Source organism: Cryptosporangium sp. NPDC051539, from assembly GCF_044454545.1.
GTDB lineage: Bacteria > Actinomycetota > Actinomycetes > Mycobacteriales > Cryptosporangiaceae > Cryptosporangium.
On the sequence record NZ_JBITDV010000013.1, the window covers coordinates 275315 to 293904 of the forward strand.

At 69.7% G+C, this 18590-nt stretch carries 14 protein-coding genes and 2 pseudogenes; 8 read left to right on the forward strand and 8 right to left on the reverse strand.

Annotated features, from left to right (window positions below; translation table 11 throughout):
• Positions 1-41 precede the first annotated feature (41 nt).
• The 5 genes from ACIBZJ_RS35035 to ACIBZJ_RS35055 form a co-directional block, all read right to left on the reverse strand.
• Positions 42-695, reverse strand: a complete 654-nt coding sequence (locus ACIBZJ_RS35035) for an MBL fold metallo-hydrolase (RefSeq protein WP_395937450.1) — start codon at positions 693-695, stop codon at positions 42-44.
• The gene (locus ACIBZJ_RS35040; protein ID WP_395937452.1) at positions 692-1834 is read right to left on the reverse strand and encodes a PucR family transcriptional regulator; all 1143 of its coding nucleotides are present in this window, start codon (positions 1832-1834) and stop codon (positions 692-694) included. Before ACIBZJ_RS35040 ends, ACIBZJ_RS35035 begins: the two co-directional genes overlap by 4 nt.
• A 194-nt stretch (positions 1835-2028) precedes the next feature.
• Entirely contained in the window at positions 2029-2325 is a 297-nt protein-coding gene (locus ACIBZJ_RS35045; protein WP_395937453.1) for a DUF1330 domain-containing protein, read from the reverse strand.
• Entirely contained in the window at positions 2322-3320 is a 999-nt protein-coding gene (locus ACIBZJ_RS35050) for a zinc-binding alcohol dehydrogenase family protein (RefSeq protein ID WP_395937456.1), read from the reverse strand. Before ACIBZJ_RS35050 ends, ACIBZJ_RS35045 begins: the two co-directional genes overlap by 4 nt.
• Before the next feature lie 16 nt (positions 3321-3336).
• Entirely contained in the window at positions 3337-4275 is a 939-nt protein-coding gene (locus tag ACIBZJ_RS35055) for an Lrp/AsnC family transcriptional regulator (RefSeq protein ID WP_395937458.1), read from the reverse strand.
• Between the two features lie 89 nt (positions 4276-4364).
• Between ACIBZJ_RS35055 and ACIBZJ_RS35060 the strand changes: the two genes are divergently transcribed.
• Entirely contained in the window at positions 4365-4877 is a 513-nt protein-coding gene (locus tag ACIBZJ_RS35060) for a MarR family winged helix-turn-helix transcriptional regulator (RefSeq protein ID WP_395937460.1), read from the forward strand.
• Between the two features lie 2 nt (positions 4878-4879).
• On the opposite strand, the gene ACIBZJ_RS35065 is transcribed toward ACIBZJ_RS35060, so the two are convergent.
• Positions 4880-5386, reverse strand: coding sequence for a MarR family winged helix-turn-helix transcriptional regulator (locus ACIBZJ_RS35065; RefSeq protein ID WP_395937462.1), 507 nt, complete (start codon positions 5384-5386; stop codon positions 4880-4882).
• Between the two features lie 137 nt (positions 5387-5523).
• On the opposite strand from ACIBZJ_RS35065, the gene ACIBZJ_RS35070 reads away from it, so the two are divergent.
• The gene (locus tag ACIBZJ_RS35070) at positions 5524-6114 is read left to right on the forward strand and encodes a dihydrofolate reductase family protein (protein WP_395937464.1); all 591 of its coding nucleotides are present in this window, start codon (positions 5524-5526) and stop codon (positions 6112-6114) included.
• 176 nt (positions 6115-6290) lie between these two features.
• Here ACIBZJ_RS35070 and ACIBZJ_RS35075 read toward each other — a convergent pair whose 3' ends face one another.
• Positions 6291-6566 (reverse strand): helix-turn-helix domain-containing protein, encoded by a 276-nt coding sequence (locus ACIBZJ_RS35075; RefSeq protein ID WP_395937466.1) that lies wholly within the window; start codon positions 6564-6566, stop codon positions 6291-6293.
• Positions 6567-6585: 19 nt separating this feature from the next.
• Between ACIBZJ_RS35075 and ACIBZJ_RS35080 the strand changes: the two are divergent.
• The 6 genes and pseudogenes from ACIBZJ_RS35080 to ACIBZJ_RS35105 form a co-directional block, all read left to right on the forward strand.
• A pseudogene (locus tag ACIBZJ_RS35080) lies at positions 6586-7113 on the forward strand (polysaccharide deacetylase); the annotation flags it as partial.
• Positions 7114-7155: 42 nt separating this feature from the next.
• Positions 7156-8024: pseudogene (locus ACIBZJ_RS35085) on the forward strand (M24 family metallopeptidase); the annotation flags it as partial.
• A gap of 155 nt (positions 8025-8179) precedes the next feature.
• The gene (locus ACIBZJ_RS35090; protein ID WP_395937468.1) at positions 8180-11377 is read left to right on the forward strand and encodes an ATP-binding protein; all 3198 of its coding nucleotides are present in this window, start codon (positions 8180-8182) and stop codon (positions 11375-11377) included.
• Positions 11377-14538, forward strand: a complete 3162-nt coding sequence (locus ACIBZJ_RS35095; protein WP_395937470.1) for an ATP-binding protein — start codon at positions 11377-11379, stop codon at positions 14536-14538. The genes ACIBZJ_RS35090 and ACIBZJ_RS35095 overlap by 1 nt, the downstream gene beginning before the upstream one ends.
• An 88-nt stretch (positions 14539-14626) precedes the next feature.
• On the forward strand, positions 14627-15451 hold the full coding sequence (locus ACIBZJ_RS35100) for an alpha/beta fold hydrolase (protein WP_395937472.1): 825 nt from the start codon (positions 14627-14629) through the stop codon (positions 15449-15451).
• Positions 15452-16082: 631 nt separating this feature from the next.
• On the forward strand, positions 16083-17207 hold the full coding sequence (locus ACIBZJ_RS35105; protein ID WP_395937474.1) for a phosphoribosyltransferase: 1125 nt from the start codon (positions 16083-16085) through the stop codon (positions 17205-17207).
• Positions 17208-17466: 259 nt separating this feature from the next.
• On the opposite strand, the gene ACIBZJ_RS35110 is transcribed toward ACIBZJ_RS35105, so the two are convergent.
• On the reverse strand, positions 17467-18396 hold the full coding sequence (locus tag ACIBZJ_RS35110) for a GNAT family N-acetyltransferase (protein ID WP_395937476.1): 930 nt from the start codon (positions 18394-18396) through the stop codon (positions 17467-17469).
• Positions 18397-18590: the final 194 nt, after the last annotated feature.

Sequence of the window (18590 nt, forward strand, 5' to 3'; positions counted from 1 at the left end):
TCCTTGCCGATCAAACTCCTACAGCACTAAATATTATAGCGCTAAAAGAAACGTGCGACGCTGGGCTCGAGCTCCTCGACCTGCGTGCCGGTCGGCGCCAAGGTGCGAAGGAGCTGGTAGTGCAGCTGCTGGTGGACGGCGGCCAGGCCGGCCTGGTGGATCGGGACGACCACGGCCGGAGCGACCTCGCGCAGGTAGTCGATGGCTTCGCCGAGCTTCATCCACGGCCCACCGGTCGGGAGCAGCAGCACGCGCACCGGCTGGAGCGGGCGGGTCAGCGAGTCGCCGGGGTGAAAGGCGAGGTCGTCGAGCTGGTAGCAGTTGTTGGGAACGTTGGGCAGCAACGAGTGCACGCTGGCGTGGTCGGTGGTGAGCACCGTGACTGCGCTGCCGCCCAGCTCGATGCTCTCGCCGTTGCCCGGGGCGTGGTGAGCGAGGTTTCCCAGATCGTCGTGCGCGGCGGTCTGCGCATCGACGATGAGTCGGGCCGAGGGATTGGCCGCCATCAGGGCGGGGAGTCGCTCCAGGTCGACGTGGTCGGGATGCGCGTGGGTCACGAGGACGGCGTCGAGCTCGCGTGCGTTCTCGAAGCCCACCGAATAGGTGCCGGGGTCGACCAGAACGCGGACGTGCGTGTCCCCGTGGTCGACGTCGAGCAGAACGCAGGCGTGACCGAGGTGGGTGATGCCGATCATGGGTTGTCCTTACGGGGGAGGGACTCGACGATCTTCACGGCGACGTGTGCACCGAGCCGGTCGTCGGGGTCGGTGAGGTCGAGCCCGGTCAGCGATTCGATGCGCTGAATCCGGTAGGCGACGGTGTTGACGTGGACGCGTAGCACCCGCGCGGTCTGCTTGGGACTTCCGTTCTGGGCGAGGTAGGTCGACAGCGTGCGGATCAGGTCGGGTCTGTGCAGCGCGTCGTAGTCGAGCAGCGTTCCGAGGACGCCCTCGGCGTAGGAACGCAGGTGATGGAGGTCTTCGGCGCGCAGGAGAAGCCGGAAGATCCCCAAGTCCTGGTACCGGATCGTCTGGCCGCGGCGGCCGAGGCGGATACCGAGCTCCGCCGCGTACTGAGCCTGCCGGAGTGCGGCCGGTACCTGCTCCGGCAGGGCGGGCTCGCTCAGGCCAACGGTGATCCGGCGAACGCGGAAGGGGTCGAGCGGATCGGGTGCCCCGGGGGCACTCCGCTCCGGCAGCGCGATGACCAGGTCGGTGCCACGCCGGACCGAGGGCAGTGGCGCGGTGGCGGGCATCCCTCCGGTGGCGCCCCGCGCAACGGCGATCCGGAGTCGTCCGGAGTCGGAAAGATCGAGGGAACGGGCTTGGCCGCGAGCGTCGGTGCGGCTCTCGAAATGGCCGCTGATGAGCGAGTCGAGGATCGCCGACCGGTAGTGCCTCCGCGCGTCTTCGCCGGGCCCGGGCGGTGGGAGGGCGAGCCCGACCATCCGTGCGAGGTAGCTGACCGCCACCAGGTCGAGCTCGCTCGCCGGCGAGGCGTCCACGACGATCAGGAAGCCGCGCAGCTGGCCGGCCGTGAGGGCCGGGGCCACGAGCCAGTTCCCGGGTGCCGTCGCGGAGGGCCGGGGGAGAAGCGCGGGTTTGTGCTCTGCGGCGATGGCACGCAGTAACTCGGGCGCTCGCTCGGCGGCGTCGTGCCAGCTGCGCAGGTTGCCGGGCGGTGTGCCCTCGGCTACGGCGACGGGTGCGAAGGAGGGGTCGAGCAGGACGACGGACCGTCCGGACGCCTCCGCGATCGCGAGGGTGAGGTCGGTCGGTCCGGCGTCCTGGGCCACCGCCGCGGCGACCTGGTCGCAGAGAGAAATCGTATTCAAGAGCGACCTGGCTGCGTACACGGAGCCTCCCGCGCGCCGGAGAATCAGACCGTCAGTCTCGGCAGCTGCCTTGTCACAAGCCAGAAATGTTCGCGAAACGTCTCGGCTGCGACCGCCGGAGGGCTTCCCTTTACCGAATCCGACATGCGGCCGTGCTTCTGGCTCCGATTCCCTCGGCGCGGGGTGTCGGTCTGCTACGTCTCGTCGACGCCCACCGTCATGAGTAGCGGCCCGCTTGCGGCCCGCTGTCGCTGTTCCCGCAGAAGTTGGTACTCCGGCGAGTCGTACCAGGCGTGTGCCCGCTCGGCGTCGGGAAATCGGAGGACGACGACGCGCTTGGGTGTTGCGTCGCCTTCCCACAACTCCGAGAAGCCGCCCCGCGCGAGGTATTCACCCCCGTACGCGGCGACGATCGCCGGCGCGTGCGCAACGTAGTCGGCGAACGCCTCGCCATCGGTGACTTCGAAGTTGGCCAGCACGTAGACGGTCATGCGCGCCCCTCGTCGTCGAACCGGAGAATGATTTTTCCGAAATGCCGGCCGGACTCCATCCGCTCGTGCGCGGAGACGACGTCGTCGAACGCGAAAGTGGAGTCGATGACCGGCCGCCACGGCTTGTCGTCGAGCCAGTCGAGCAACTGGTCGAACTCCTCGCCGGTACCGAGAGTGGTGCCCTGGATCGACCGCTGGCTGAAGAAGAAGTCGCGGAGGTCGAACGAGGCCACCGCTCCGACCGGCGCCCCGAACAGCACGAGCCGTCCACCGGGCCGGACGCAGCGGAGCGACGCCGCAGTGTCCCGGCCGACGGTGTCGATGACGAGGTCGGCGCCCGTGCCGGAGGGGGTGAGCGCCCGGATCTGGTCGGTCCAGTCCGGATCCCTGTACAGGACGCCGGCGTCCGCCCCCAGTTCCTCCATCGCTCGGGCGATCTTGTCCCGGCTGGACGAGGTGACGAGAACGCGCGCGCCGGCGGCCGCGGCCATCGCGATCACGAACGTCGCGATGCCCCCGCCGGACCCGAGCATGACGACCGTCTCGCCCTTCGTGAGCGCACCCTGGGTGAACAGCCCCCGGTAGACGGTCAGCCCGCCGGTAGGGAGTGCGGCGGCCTGAGCCCAGGTCCAGCCGGGCGGTTTCGGTCGCAGGTTCTCCTCGGGAAGTGCGATGAGCTCGGCGTAGGTGCCCTGCGTCCGGTCGCCCAGGATGCTCCACTCCGGCCCGGGGGCTGCGGGATTCGGCCCCCAGCGCAGCGACGGCTGGATGATGACCTCCTCGCCGGTGTCGCATCGGACGCCGGCGCCGTCGACCCCGGGGATCAGCGGCAGCGGCATGCCGAGACCGGATCGCCGGAGCAGGACGTCGTGGTAGTTCAGCGCTGCTGCGCGCAACCGGACGAGTACCTCTCCGGCGCCCGGAACCGGGTCGGGTACCTCCTGGATGCCGAGCGCGTCGGGGTCGCCGTGCTCTCCGATCACCGCTGCTCGCATGGGTCAGCCTCCTCGTTCACAGGATCTTGAGGTTTTCGAGGACAGGTGCGGTCTCGATCCGGTGAATCGCCGGCAGCGCCGGCACCCGACCCGACAGGTAGCCGAAGAGCGACGACGAGTCGGGGACCATCACGACCGCGTAGATGTTGGTCGAGCCGGTCGTTGCGGCGGCGAAGACGACCTCGGGATGCTGTGCCAGCGCCTCGCCCACGGCGACCATGTGGTCCGGAGCAACGGACAGCCACAGCATGGTCTGGCTCGTCATGCCGAGATCCCGGAAGTCGAGGCGGACGTAGAAGTAGAGGACTCCGCTCGACCGGAGCTCGGTCAGGCGCCGTCGCAGCGTCGCCGTCGAGTGGCCGGTGGCCGCGGCGAGTGCCGCGAGGTCCGTCCGCCCGTCCCGGCGTAGCAGGCCGATCAGGCGCAGATCGTCCTCGCTGAGGTCCATGTGCCGCTCCGGGCCGGCTTCCGGCCGCAGCTGATCCACCTGCTCGGCGGTGAGCGCGTCGAGGAAGCTCTGCGACTCGCCTTGGAAGATGTGCAGCAGGCTGTTCGCGCTGACCTCGAGCACCTGTGGTGTGCGCGGCAGCCGATCCAGCAGCAGCGGCTCGCCGCCGTCGTGAGGAGCGCGGACGGTCGCGACGATCTCGGTTCCGCCCGAGATCACCTTCACCCAGGAGGTGTCGGCCCGGCGAGCGAGCGCATCGCCGATTTCGCGGGCCCCGGGTAAGGCACAGCGAACGCGGACGAACCACAGGGTCTCGCCGACGCGCTGGGAGTCGGTCCGGCACGTCACCTTCACTCGATTGGTCGCCCGGAGCCGGGCGTACCGCCGGGCGATGGTCCGGTCGGACACGTCGAGAACTTCGGCGATGCGGTTGAAGGGCGCGCGGCCGTCGATCTGGAGCGCATGGAGGAGTTTGAGGTCGAGCTCGTCGTAGAGGGCACTCCTCACGGCGACTCCTTCAACGGATGCTAATCTTGGTAAAATATTTGACGCTAAAATATATAGCGCTGATGCAGCGTAGATGCTGGGGAGGTGTGATGCCAGATCCGTTGCCGGACCGGGTCGAGGAGATCCTGGCCTACCTTCGGGAAGTGGAGCCGGGACGCGACCTACTGGCCAAGGCGGTGGCGATGCGCCTGCGCCGGGCGGCCCACTACGTCAACACCGAGATCCGGCGCCGCCTCACACCGCTGCAGATGGATCTGTGGGAGATGGAGCTGCTGTCCACGCTGCTGCGGGAGGGCGGACGTGTCCCGATCGGCACGCTGCAGGACGTCGCTCAGCTCACCCCGGGTGCGATCACCAACCGCATCACACGGCTGGAACGCGTCGGCCACGTGGCTCGCACCATCGATCCGGACGACCGGCGCCAAGTGATCGTCAGCTTGACCGAGGGCGGGCGTACCCACGCCGGGGAGGTCATCGAGGCCAACGACCAGGCGCAGCGGGCGACCCTGGACCGGATGGATCCGGCCATCCTCCTGCGTCTGGCCGACGACCTCAGGACGTTTCTCGTCGCCGTGGAAGTGCCGCGCCGGGGCGGCTCATGACCTCACGACCAGGGATCAGGGCCCTCGACCGCGATCAGGAACGTCCGCAGATCGTCCGCGAGCCGATCCAGGATCGCGGGATCGACCTGTTCCAGCGTGGCGCGCTGGGCGTGGTCGTTGGCGTCGATGACCTTCGCGGCGTGGGTGCGCCCCTCGTCGGTGAGCGTCACGATGATCTGCCTGCGGTCGTCCAGGTCGATCCCGCGGGTGACGTGGCCGGCGCGTTCGAGCCGTGTGATGCGGTGAGTGATCGCACCGGGGGTGAGCTGAGCGGCGTCCTGTAGCTGGCTGACCGGAAGGGATCCGCCTTTGCGCAGCAGCGTGGACAGCAGCTCCAGCTCCCAGACCTCGATGTCGGCGTCGGCGAGTTCGCGGCGAATCTTCGTGTCGACGTAGTGGGCCGCCCGGCGCAGGCGCATCGCCACCGCCTTGGCCTGCAGGTCACGGCTCGGATCGAGGGTTTTGAGATACGCGAGGATGGGATCGATCCGGTCGGGCTCCTGCGACATGCGTGGAACTTAGCAGCGCTGCCCGAGTGATCATGCTGGAGCCGCCAACCGCGCCCGTCGGCCGGTCGCGCCCCTTTTTCCGGCGTCGCGGTGTCTTCCCCAGTGCTAGCCGACAGCACGACGGAGGAGAACCCGGTATGGGAACGATCGTGATCGCGACGAACTCCACGCTCGACGGAGTCGTTCAGGACCCGGACGGTAAGGAAGGTTTCCGCCTCGGCGGCTGGTTCGACCGGTTCGGAGGCGACGACCTGCCGACGTGGGCCGCGCTCGAGACCGACGAGGCGCTGAACGCCGAAGCGCTGTTGCTGGGCCGGCGCACCGACGCCTGGTTCGCCACGCGGTGGTCGTCCCGGAGCGGCGTGTGGGCGGACCGGCTCAACAGCATGCCGAAGTACGTCGTGTCCTCGACCCTCGAACAGCCCGCCTGGAAAAACGGCACAGTCCTGCGGGGTGACGTCGCCGAGGAGGTGTCGGCGCTCAAGCGGCGCGTCGACGGCGAGATTCTCGTCTACGCCAGCTACCAGCTCGGACGAGCGCTTCTCGAACACGACCTGGTGGACGAGGTGCGGCTCGTCGTCTTCCCGGTCGTCCTCGGAGCCGGTGAACGCCTCTTCGGAGAGACCAGCGATCCGAAACCGCTGCGACTGGTCGAGTCCCGTCCGCTCGGGGCCGGCCTCACCTACGTCACGTACCGGCCGGTGGCCGCGCCGGAGGAGCGACGGTGACCCTCGACGAATTCACCGGCCGCGTCGCGATCACCGACGTTCTGCACGGCTACGCCCGCCTCGTCGAGGAGCGAGAGTTCGCTGCCGTCGCCGAGCTGGAACGTGCACCGGAGCACGTCGGGCAGGCGTCCGGGCCGACCACACCTGCCACGTGGGGTCGGCACGCGGTCCGGCCGCTAGCGCCGGAGTTGCCGCCGGGCGCGTTCGAATTCCACTGCGAGCAACAGCCCGGCGAGCCGGTCGGACCCGGCCGGTACCTCACCGATGGTTTCGAAGACCTTGTCGAGTCGCTGGTAGAGGCTCTGCCGTTGGAGACGCAGCGCCGCGGCGGTGTCGGTCTTGCTTCCCAGGTGCCGGAAGTACGTCGAGAGCGTCTCGAGTAGTACGGCCTGCTTGGCCGAGGTCAGGTTGCGGAGGTCGCCGAGGTGTTCGTCGATGAATCCGGTGATCACCTCGTCCGCCGGCAACGACAGCCACCACGGCTACCTGCACGAACCCATGCAGGGCATCGACCGCGACACCGAAGCCGGCTTCCTGGACCGCGGGCTGAAGGCGCTGTCCGGCGTCGTCCCCGTCGGCTACCGGGCGCCCTGGTGGGAGCTGAACTGGGACAGCCCGGCCCTGCTGGCCGAGCGCGGCTTCCACTACGACTCCAGCCTGCTCGACGGCGACGCGCCCTACCGCTTCGTCATCGAACCCGGCTCGTCCGAAACGCTCGTCGAGATCCCGGTGGAATGGGCCCTGGACGACTGGGAGCAGTACGCGTTCCACCCCGGCTGGACCGGCAGCGGGGTGATCGAGAGCCCGGCCAAGGCCGGCGAGATGTGGCTGCTGGAAGCACAGGCCCGGCACGCGCAGGGCGGATGTTTCGTGCTGACCAACCATCCCTTCCTCTCCGGCCGCCCGTCCCGCGCGGTCGCGCTCGAGCGGCTGATCGAACAGGTCAAATCCCTGCCCGGCATGTGGGTGACCACGCTGGCCGACATCGCCGCCCGCGCTTCGCCAGACGGACGGCGAACCAGCTGTCGAGCGCGAACCGCATCGCACACGACGATCTCGGCGAACATCGACGCCGGCCAGCCGTGGCGGCGAAGCTACGGTGACAACGTCGTCTACACCGACTGGCGGCGCGACAACTACCTGCACGCGATCACCACCGTGCTGCAGCGGGCCGGTGTCACGTCAGGCCGCCTCGGTGTCGAGGACGACCACTTGCCCGGCTTGCTGCGAGCTCAGCTGACCGATGCGTTGCCCGGATTCGCGTTCCTCGACGTCTCGCAATCCGTCATGCGCCACCGGATGGTCAAATCGGCCGAGGAAATCGACCTGATCACGCACGGCGCCCGGATCGCCGACCTCGGTGGCGCCGCGGTAGTGGAGGCGATCGGCGACGGCGTCCCGGAGTACGAGGTCGGGATCGCCGGCTCCAACGCGATGATCCGGGAGATCGCCGCGACCTTCCCGGACGCGGAGCTCCGCGACACCTGGGTCTGGTTCCAGTCCGGCGTCAACACCGACGGCGCCCACAACTGGGCCACGTCACGGCGGGTCCAGCGCGGGGACATCCTGTCGCTGAACTGCTTCCCGATGATCGCCGGCTATTACACCGCCCTGGAACGGACCCTGTTCTGGGGACACCCAGGGACGAGCACCTGCGCCTGTGGGACGTCAACGTGCGCGTGCACCGCCGGGGACTCGAACTGATCAAGCTTGGTGCCGTCTGCCAGGACATCGACACCGTCCTGGAGCCGGGCATGGTGGTGTCGATGGAGCCGATGATCATGGTCCCCGAGGGCCAACCCGGTGCCGGGGGGTGCCGGGAACACGACATTCTCGTGGTCGGCGAGGACACCGCCGAGAACATCACGAGATTCCCCTTCGGCCCGGACCACAACATCCTCGGTGTCTGAACGGTAGCTGCCCGCGGGAGGGTGACGTCGATATGGCGCACGCTCGGAGGATGGCGCCCGCGTGGCACCTGCGGTCTAATCGGCCTCGCTCCACCCCCACCCCGGTGCCCACGCGGGCGAGCTCACCGTGACTCAGAGGTAGGCCAGGCTTGGCGGTGCGGACCGGATCCCCCTCGTCGACCGACGGCCCCCGGACGCCGTCGGACGGCACGCTGCGTCTGCAGATACTCGGTCCGCTCCGGATCTGGCGGCACGGTGTCGAGCTGGAGACCGGCCCCGCGCAGCAAGCCGCCCTGCTGGCCGTCCTGCTGGCCCGCGCGGGCCGGGCGGTCGGTACGGCCGAGTTGATCAACTTGATCTGGGGCGACGGCGCGCCGGGCAGCGCCGTCAACACGGTCCGGCGCTACGTCGGCGCGCTGCGGCGCGCGCTCGAGCCCGGCCTCCCTCCGCGGCGCGACGGCAGCTACCTGCGGCGCCGCGACGACGGATACGTGTTCGTCGCCGGCCAGGGCACCCTCGACGTCGTCGACTTCCGTGCCCGCGTCGCGGCTGCCCGGGCCGAGCCCGACCGCACCGCGGCCCTCGAGAGTTACGCGTCGGCACTGGAGGTCTGGCGCGGACCCGCCGGAGACGGCGTCCGGCACGGTGCGGCCGCCGCGGCGCTCTTCGCCGGGCTCGACGAGGAGTTCTTCGCGGCATGCCGGGACGCGGTCGGGCTCGCGGTCCCGCTGGGTTGTCCGGAACGAGTGCTCCGGCCGCTCTGGCTGGCCGCCGCGATGGCCCCGCTGCACGAGGAGGTGCAGGCCGCACTCGTCACGACGCTGGCCGCGGCAGGCCGGCATGCCGAGGCGCTGGTGTCGTTCGACGCGGTGCGGGCGCGCCTCGCCGACGAGCTGGGTGTCCTCCCCGGCTCGGCACTGCGGCACGCGCACGAGCACGCGCTGGAGCGGGCGGCGACGCCGGCGGCACGGCCGGGCAGCGCAGGCGTCGGCGAGCCGTCCGCGTCGGCGCTGATCGGGCGGGTCGAGGAGGGGGAGGTGCTGACTTCCGCCGTGGAGCAGGCGCTGTCCGGCGGTACCGGTTCGGTCGTCGTCGAGGGTGAGCCCGGCGTGGGCAAGACCCGCCTGCTGGAGGAGGCCGCCGCGGACGCGACCGGCCGCGGAGCGTCGGTGGTGTGGGGTCAGTGCCTGGACGGTGACGGAACACCGTCGATGTGGCCGTGGATCAGGGTGGCGAGCACCCTGCTCGATGGCCGGCAGGCCACCACGCGGGCGCAGTGGCTCGCCACCGAGCTCGGTCGCCTGCTGGAGCCGGAGCACGAGGCCTTCGACGCGCCGCTGCTCCCGGAGAGCGATGCGCGTTTCCGTCTCTTCGAACGCGTCGTCTCCCTCGTGGGTGACGCCGCGGCACGACGGCCGCTCGTGGTGGTCATCGACGACCTGCACTGGGGCGACGCGGGCTCGCTGGAGTTGTTCGGCTACCTGGCCCGGCACCTGCCGGCCGGCACGGCGCTGTGCGGGGCGCTGCGGACGCACGCGCCGGTACCCGGTTCGGACCTGACCCGGGTGCTCGCCGGGGTCAGCCGGGTACCCGGGCACCGACGCATCCGGCTGGGCCCGCTCACCCGGGGCGAAGCCGCTGAGATCGTCCGTCAGGAGGCCGGTCCGGAGGTCTCCGTCGCGGTCACCCAGAACATCTACACCCGCAGCGCGGGGAACCCGTTCTTCGTCCGTGAACTCGCGCGGCTGCTCGCCGTCAACGGTGGCCTCTCGTCGGGCGGATCGGTGGCGGAGGTGCCCGCCACGGTCCGGGACGTCGTCCGGAACCGCCTGGCCGGGCTCGGCGGCGACACCCGTGACCTGCTCCGGATCGCGGCGCTCATCGGCCGTGAGGTCGACGTCGGACTGCTCGCGCGGGTTGCGGGGATCGACGTCCCGGCGTGCCTGCACCGCTTGGAGCCCGTGGATGCGCTCGGCCTGTTCAGGCCGGTACCCGACAACCCGTTCTCCGTGCGCTTCTCCCACGACCTGGTGCGCGAGTCGATCGCCGGGAGCACACCTCCGCTGACGTTGCCCCGCCTGCACCTGCGGGTGGCGGACGCCCTGGAGCTCACCCGCGGGCCGCGCGACGACGTCACCGAACGACTCGCCCATCACCTCTCGGCCGCGGGTCCGCTCGCCGACCCCGCGCGCACCGCGGAGGCGCTCGTCCACGCCGGCCGCTACGCGACGTCCAAATTCGCCCTCGAGGCCGCCGAGCGACACCTCGAGTCCGCCGCCCGGATCGCCCGGGGAGCCGCTCTCCCCGAACTCGAGCTCGCGGCGCTCTCCCACCTCATCACGATCGCCGGCATGCGGTCGATGTACGGCACCACCACCCTCGGCCGGCTCGAACGCGCCGAGGCCCTCGCCCGGGTTCTCGGCCGCGAGCTGGAGGCCGCCGACCTGCTCTTCACGCACTGGGTGGTATACGCCCAGGCCATCCAGTTCGATCGCGCTCGGCCGCTGGCTCTGCGGCTGCGCGGGCTGGGTGAGACGTCCGGCGACCCGCTCGTCCGCACCTACGGTCTCAACGCGTGGGGCATCCACCAGTGGTCGACCGGCAACGTCGAGGAAGGATTCCACTTCCTCGCGCTCTCGTACCGGACGATGGTCGACGGGCTCGAGGGCCGGAAGCACAATCCGCTCCGCCACGACCTGCAGTGGCTGGCCACCGGGATGTTGGCCGAGGTGACCGCCCTGCACGGGGACGTCGGCGGAGCGCGGGAGATCCTCGCCAGGCTCGCCGCCGCCGCCGAGGGCGATCGCTACGCGACGTCGATCTGGGCCACGATGGCGGCGCGGACGGCGACGATCGCCGGCGATCCGCTGTGGGCGATCGAGGTGGCCGAGCGGGGCATCGACGCCGACCCGGACTTCTCGTTCGTCTTTCTCGGCACCTACCAGAGGCTGGCGCGGGGGTGGGGGCGGGCGCTGACGGGGCAGGACCCGGCGGGCGCCGCGGCCGAGGTGCGTGCCCTCATCGCCCGGAACCTGCTCGATCCGACCCGCTCCTGCGTGGCGACCTGGTTCGGGCTGCTCGCCGAGATGCGCATGGCCGCCGGGGATCTCGAGGAAGCCACGGCGGCCCTCGACCACGCCGGCCACTATCTCGACACGTACGGGCAGCGCTACTCCGAGGGCCTGATCCTCCTCCTGCGGGCGAGGCTGCTCCGGGCTCGCGGCGCGCCGGAGGTGGTCGTCCGGGAGGCCGCGGAACGGGCGCGGGCCCTCTCCGCCGAGCGCGGGGCGCATCTCTTCGCCCGCCGGGCCGAGCAGTTCACCGGTGAGGACGCGCGGCCGGGACACGCCTGATGGCGAGGCTGCGCCTGGCGGTCCTGGGCCCGGTCCGGATCGAACGGAACGGCGTCCAGGTGGATCCGGGCCCCCGCAGACAACGTCTCCTCCTCGCGGTCCTCCTGGCCCGGGCCGGCCAGCCGGTCAGCGTCAGCGGACTCGTCGACCTCCTGTGGGGTGAGGAGGTGCCGCCGACCGCGGTCAACGTCGTGCAGCAGTACGTCAGCGCGCTGCGCCGGACACTCGAGCCGGAGCTGGCTCCGCGCGAGGACGGCACCTACCTACGGCGCCGCGGCGCCGGGTACGCGTTCGTCACCGATCGGGCTCTCGTGGACGTCGCCGAGTTCCGCGCGTCGTCGGAAGCCGCGCGCCTCGCCCGGGAGGAGATGCGAGAGGCCGAGGCGCTCGATCACTTCCTGGAGGCCGTACGTCGCTGGCGGGGCCCCACCGGGGGTGGGCTCGCCGAGACCCCGGCGGCGCGTCAGCTCTTCGCGGCGCTCGACGACGACTTCTTCACCGCCTGCGTGGAGGCCGCCGACCTGGCCACGAGCCTGGATCGGCCGCGGGAGGTACTGCCGTCGCTCCGGCTGGCGGCATGGATGGGCCCGCTGCACGAGCCGGTACGGGCCGCGCTCGTCACGACGCTAGCCGCGGCGGGGCAGGAGGCCGACGCACGGGCGGAGCTCGATAGCGTCCGGGGGCGTCTCGCCGATGAGCTGGGGATCGATCCGGGTCCTGCGCTGCGGGCCGCGGCGCAGCGGCTGGGCGGTCGACGCCCGGATGTGCCCACGCTGCGTGCCGGCGAGCCGGACGGGCAGGCAGCGCGGATCTCCGGCCTGGTCGGCCGGGCCGACGAGCTGGCGGTCCTGGCGCGGAGCGCCGAATCGGCGCTGTCCGGTGGCACCGGGGTGATCGTCGTGGAGGGCGAACCCGGCGTGGGCAAGTCCTGTCTGGTCGAGGAGGTCGCGGCCGGCGCGGAGCGTCGCGGTGCACTGGTGGTGTGGGGTCACTGCCTCGAGGGCGGCGGGGCGCCGTCGATGTGGCCGTGGATCCGGGCGGTGGCCGCGATCCTCGACGCACTGCCGGACGACGTCCGGGAGAAGTGGCGGGACAGCGAGCTCGGCCGTCTCGTGCGGCCGCACGCCGATGCCATCGGCTCGGTGGCGCTGCCGGACAGCGCCGCGCAGTTCCGCCTGTTCGAGCTGGTCGTCGCGCTCTCCGCTGAGCTCGCGGCCCGCCGTCCGCTGGTGCTGATCGTTGACGACTTGCAGTGGGGCGACGTCGCTTCGCTGACACTGTTCGGGCACCTCGCGGCCCGGCTCCCCGCAGGCACTCTCCTGGCCGGAGCGTTCCGCACGCATGCGCCGGTACCGGGCTCGGACCTGACCCGAATGCTGGCCGGGGTCAGCCGGGTGCCGGGGCACCGCCGGATCCGTCTCGGCCCGCTCGACCGGTCCGCGGTCGCCGAACTCGTCCAGCGCGAGACCGGACGGGCGCCCGGCGTCGACGCGGCGGAGGCGCTCCACGTCCGGACCGGGGGCAACCCGTTCTACGTCCGGGAACTCGCCCGGCTGCTCGCCGGTGGCGCGACGGCGGCCGGACCGGCGCCGGAGCCCGGGGGAGTGCCCGCCACCGTGCGCGACGTGGTCCGCGACCGCATGGCCGGTCTGCCCGACAGCAGCCGGGATCTGCTCCAAATCGCCGCGCTCATCGGCCGCGGCGTCGACTTCCGGCTGCTGGCCGATGCCTCCGGTCTCGACGTCCGCACCTGCCTCGAGCTCCTGGAGCCGGTCGAAGCCCTCGGGATGCTCTCGACCGCTCCCGAGGATCCGTACTCGTACCGCTTCGCCCACGACCTCGTGCGGGAGTCCGTCACCGAGAGCACCCCGCCGCTCCGGGCTTCGCGTCTGCACCACCGCGTCGCCGACGCGCTCGAGCGCGCCGACGCGCCACACGAGTTCATCGCCGAGCGCCTCGCTCACCACCTCTGGTCCGCCGGCCCGCTCGCCGATCCCACGCGCACCGCAGACGCGCTCATCCGGGCAGGCCGGAACGCGGCCGCGAAGGTCGCTCTCGACGCCGCCGAGCGACACCTCCTGGCAGCAGCGCAGATCGCGAGGACAGCGGGCCTCCTGGAACCGGAGCTCGCCGCGCTCTCCGAACTCATCGCCATCGCCGGCACGCGCCAGATGTATGGGATCGGGTCGCTGAGCTGGCTCGAGCGCGCCGAGCACGTCGCGCGCGGTCTCGGCCGGGAGCTCGAGGCCACCGACTACCTGTTCAGCCGCTGGGTGGTCCACGCCCAGGGCAGCGACATGCAGCTCGCCGACCGGCTCGCGCGTCAACTGCGCGACCAGGGGCGGGCGTCCGACGAGCCCGTCGTCCGGGCTTACGGCGTCCACGCGTGGGGTATCCGGCAGACCGCGATCGGCAACTTCACCGAGGGGGCGCAGCTGATCGCCGAGTCGCTCCCGATCTTGCGCGCCAGCCTGGCACCGCGCGATCAGCACACGCTCCGGTACGACCTGAACCGCAACATCACGGGGTTGCACGCCGAGATCACCGCGCTGCGAGGAAACCCGGACGGAGCACGGACGCTGCTCGACGCGATGGAGTCCGAGATGGGTGCCGATCGGTACCTGATCACGCTCTGGTCGGCCTTCTCGGCGCGGATCGGAGCACTCGTGGGCGATCCGGTGCTGGCGCTGCTCAGCTCCGAGCGAGGTATCGCCGCCGACCCGGAGTTCTCCTTCCGCTTCCTCGGGACGTATCAGCGGCTGGGGCGCTGCTGGGGGCGCGCCGTGACGGGGCAAGATCCCGCCGGCGCGGCGGCCGAGGCATGGGACCTGATCGCCGAGAACCTGCTGGATCCCCCGCGTCCCCGATTCATGCTGTGGCAGGCGATGCTCGCCGAGATCCGGATGGCCGCCGGTGATCTGGACGGCGCCGGCGCGGCGATCGACCACGCCGAGTCGTTCTTCACCGTCTACGGGCAGCGCTTCTCCGAGTGTTGGCTGCTCGTTCTGCGGGCACGGTTGCTCCAGGCCCGCGGAGAGCCCGGCTCTCTCGTGCGGGCCGCCGCGCAACGGGCTCGGGAGGTGTCGCGGGAACGCGGCGTGCTGCTGTTCGCCCGTCGCGCCGACGAGGTGCTCGCGAGCCTCCCGGTGGACGGCCACTGAATCCCGCTCGGCCGTCCGTTCAGCCGAATTCCCCTCGCCCGGAGTTCACTCCCGATATCGCTCGTCAGTTCCAACCCGGGAGGACAGCATGCCCACGATCACCACCACGGACGGCGTGGAGATCTTTTTCAAGGACTGGGGATCGGGCCAGCCGATCGTCTTCAGCCATGGCTGGCCGCTGTCGTCGGACGACTGGGACACCCAGATGCTGTTCTTCCTGCGGCACGGCTACCGCGTGATCGCCCACGACCGGCGAGGTCACGGCCGCTCCGCGCAAGTCAGCGAGGGCCACGACATGGACCATTACGCCGACGACCTGGCTGCGCTGACCGCCCAGCTCGACCTGCGCGACGCCATCCACGTCGGACACTCCGCCGGCGGCGGCGAGGTCGCCCGCTACCTCGGCCGGCACGGCGAGGAGCGGGTGGCCAAGGCGGTCTTCATCTCGGCCGTCACGCCCTACGTGATGCAGGACGAGGGGCGCCCGATCGGTCTGCCACAGTCGGTGTTCGACGAGCAACAGGCCGGAGTGGCCGCGAACCGCGCGGAGTTCTACCGCGAGGTCGCGTCCGGGCCGTTCTTCGGCTACAACCGCCCCGGCGCGAAGCCGTCCGAAGCCATCATCCAGAACTGGTGCCGCCAGGCCCTCAACGGCTCGGCCAAGGCGCACTACGACGAGATCCACGCGTACTCGCGGGTCGACTTCACCGACGACCTCCGGAAAGTCACGGTGCCGGTACTCGTCATGCACGGGTTGGACGACCAGATCGTCGTCTACGCGAACACGGCGCCGCACACGGCCGAACTGGTGAAGAACGGCACGCTGAAGTCCTACCCGGGCTTCCCGCACGGGATGCCGACGACCGAGGCCGAGACGATCAACGCCGATCTCCTCGCGTTCTTCCGCTCCTGATGACCACCCGAGGCGTGCCCGTGCTCTTCGTCCACGGCCTGCGGATCCACGCCTCGTCCTGAGCGCTGTCCCCTGGCCGGCGTCTTCACGACGGTCGCGGTCATCTACGCGCCGGCCCGGCGGCGGAATCAGATCTCTGTCTTCGGGGGCCTGCCGGGCCGGGCAGGAACCGGGTTCCGGGCTGACCCGGCAGCCCTTCCGCATGCCGTTCTCTCAGGACCACGTCCGTGATGACCGGCGCCGAAACCACAGTCGGCGACGCCTTCGAAGACCACGTCCCTGGCCGCCCTCGCCAGCTGAAACCCGCAACGCACCGGACGCGGCAACAGGAGCGATCGTGTCGCCGGCCGGACAACGAACCGGGCCTACGAAGCGCCCGCGTTGGGCCCGATTCGTTGTCCCACCGCCAGAGGCGTTCGACGGAGAGCGCTCGGCCACGCCATTGGGCTCCAGCGCCAGACAATCAGCAATTGTCGGCAGACTTTCGCCCGTGCCCCGGCAACAGACTCGTTTCGCATGAAATGGCCGAGTCGACGGCTGATCGCTCGGCCCCTTTTCACGGTTCACCGACCACGAGACAATGGAGTAATACAGGCAATCAAATTCGCGCTCTACGGCCAAAGGGCGACAAATGAGCCTTGACGACACGATCAAGCTGATCAATACGCTGACGGTACTTTTCGCCGCGCTTAGCATTACCCTCAGCCTACGCCAGTACATAGCCGGCCGCCGGAAGGAGTCGCTGGCGGAGATAATCAAGGGAGAAAAGGAGGAGGCGGCGGTAGCTGCCATCCGAATTCGAAACGACAAAAAGGCGCCGAGTATTCAAGAACTTCAGGCGTTGTGTCTGGCATCGGTATTCGAACGGTCGGGACGTACTCGGTCGCTGATCTATGGGACCTTGCTGGAAGAGCAGAAGAGGTTCCCTGAAGAGATCCGGGATATTCTGGATCAGATCGCCGAGGTCGTCGCGAGGAATGCCGCATACACGGACCTCACTCGCGCCCGTCGACGCCTGATCTCGCTGCGCGCCGCCCTGTCGCTCGATGGTGATACCCGAACTCGAGTGGATATCGTTGAAAGGTACACCGCCTCGGCGCGGAGAGACAATTCCAATGCGTGCGGTTGTGTCGATAGAGCGCACTGCTGGAGTAGCTTGCGCCAGCCACTCTCGTCGGTGGGAAGTCTCGTTCTCGTCTGCCGCACAAAAGAGAACGACTCACCGGAACAAGATCAGCGAACCCTTGGTGTCCCCCTCATCGCGCTTGATTACCATCGGACTGCGGCAGGCGACCTCACGGCGATCGGGCGCACACTTGTCAGCGAGAAATACGTCACGAATCGCAGGCCAAACCCTCCCGGTATAAGAGAGCTCGTGGCCAAGATGACTACGGTCGTCCGTCATGTGGACGCTTACAAGACTGCGGAGGCTGTGGTTGCCGTACCCGGAACCGAACATAGCTACAGCGATGAACTCGGCGCGATGCTGGGCCGAGCAGTGGGAAAGCCCTTGATTCCCCTGTCGAGGTCAACGGGCTCCCTTACGCTCGATGTGGATCCGAGTAGCGTCAGTGGTCGCCGGATCATCCTGGTTGATGATGTCTTCCGCACTGGGCGAACTTTTCGCGATGCGGCATCAATTCTGTTCATTGCCGGGGCCCAAGAGATAGTTGGCTTGGCGGCGACGTGCACCATCTCGAAGGTTGAAGTGCCGTGTCATCAGTGGGCGCCGGCGACCCCTGGTTCTTCCTGCTAGTGCCCACAGGCCCAAGTCATCTGACGACGCCTCCCGTCGCTACGTGGTCTGCTGTAGGACGGCGACGGAGAAATTCCGCCCCGAGATCGCAGAGCGGCCCGCTAGTGCCGCCGGCCATACGATGGAGAGCAGTGGTCGAGACGCGGATGCGAACCAGGTATGCCGCGTAAGCCACACATGCGGCTGCGGCTGCGGTCGAGGCCTATGCGGAGTGTTCCCGCGACCTGGCGTCCGCGCGGTTGAGCATCCAGCCCCGGATTTACGGGGCGGAGAGCAGTAAGCGGGTCTCGGTATTGCGGTATCCCGATTGCTGGAATGCCCTGGCCATCGGGACGTTGTCCCTGTCGGTAGTTGCGGTGACTCGCGTCGCGCCTCTACCGGCATGACTGCGGGTGATCGCGTCGAGAATCATTCGCGCGTATCCCCGTCCCCGCATCTCGGGCACCACTCCGAGGTATCCGACGTTCGGGTTTTCGGAGGTCGCCGAGGGAATCGCGAGCCCCGCTAGGGCACCATCTGGCCGGTACACCGCCCTCCACCAGTCGCGTTCGCCCGGCGCGGCGAGGTAAAACGCCATCTCCTGGCGGGCCACGTCCTGCGGACTCATCCGTGAGCGGTTCTTACGGGTCTGGGCATCTAGGCTGCCGTCACCGACGCGGCGGAAGATCTCCAGCATGTTCTCGTCGTCCGGCTCCGCCCGGAATTCAAGCCGGCTGTCCGCCTCCGGTACACCGGCGGCCGGCGTCCATTCGAACTGCAGTCGTTCCACCACGTGGGTAAAGCCGACTGCTGCGGCGGCCTGCTGACGCCACGTCACCGCGTCCCGGACGGTCTCATCGGTCCGCCAGCCGTTCGGCACGGACATCCGAAACGCCTCGGGCAATCCGCATCCGCTCTCGCCGAAGCGGCGATGCGCCGCAACGAGTAACTCAGCGGCTATCGCCACCTGATCGCCGCCCGAGCCGTCCACCCACAGACAGTCCAGCAGCAACGGCCGATCGCTGTCGGGCCGACCCCACCAAACCGCCCGCGCCACGACATGACCCTCGGCGTGCGCGATCCACGTCCACTCCGGGCGGTACCTCCGCGCAGCCTGACCCGCGCGATATCCCTCGGCCGAGACGTGTCCGACCGATTCCCCGCCGATAGCGGCCTCGGCCAGGCGAAGGAGGGGTTCGGCCGAGTCCACCTCTCGAAGACTGCGGATGATCACAGCGGGCCGCCGAACCGAGTTACCAGAATGGACACAGCGATCAGTATGCGCATGCTCCGCTAGATCAACCAGGGTCGCGACGCCGAGATTTCCCAAAGTAGTAGCTACTCCGGATGCCATCAGCCGGGCCGCAGACGTCCTCAGCGGGGTCGCCCACGTGCCGGGCGACG

What these genes read in the sequence shown, in the direction of transcription:
- ACIBZJ_RS35035 (WP_395937450.1), bottom strand. Translation starts at nt 695, where the DNA reads ATGATCGGCATCACCCACCTCGGTCACGCCTGCGTTCTGCTCGACGTC.
- ACIBZJ_RS35045 (WP_395937453.1), bottom strand. Translation starts at nt 2,325, where the DNA reads ATGACCGTCTACGTGCTGGCCAACTTCGAAGTCACCGATGGCGAGGCG.
- ACIBZJ_RS35050 (WP_395937456.1), bottom strand. Translation starts at nt 3,320, where the DNA reads ATGCGAGCAGCGGTGATCGGAGAGCACGGCGACCCCGACGCGCTCGGC.
- ACIBZJ_RS35060 (WP_395937460.1), top strand. Translation starts at nt 4,365, where the DNA reads ATGCCAGATCCGTTGCCGGACCGGGTCGAGGAGATCCTGGCCTACCTT.
- ACIBZJ_RS35065 (WP_395937462.1), bottom strand. Translation starts at nt 5,386, where the DNA reads ATGTCGCAGGAGCCCGACCGGATCGATCCCATCCTCGCGTATCTCAAA.
- ACIBZJ_RS35070 (WP_395937464.1), top strand. Translation starts at nt 5,524, where the DNA reads ATGGGAACGATCGTGATCGCGACGAACTCCACGCTCGACGGAGTCGTT.
- ACIBZJ_RS35095 (WP_395937470.1), top strand. Translation starts at nt 11,377, where the DNA reads ATGGCGAGGCTGCGCCTGGCGGTCCTGGGCCCGGTCCGGATCGAACGG.
- ACIBZJ_RS35100 (WP_395937472.1), top strand. Translation starts at nt 14,627, where the DNA reads ATGCCCACGATCACCACCACGGACGGCGTGGAGATCTTTTTCAAGGAC.
- ACIBZJ_RS35105 (WP_395937474.1), top strand. Translation starts at nt 16,083, where the DNA reads ATGAGCCTTGACGACACGATCAAGCTGATCAATACGCTGACGGTACTT.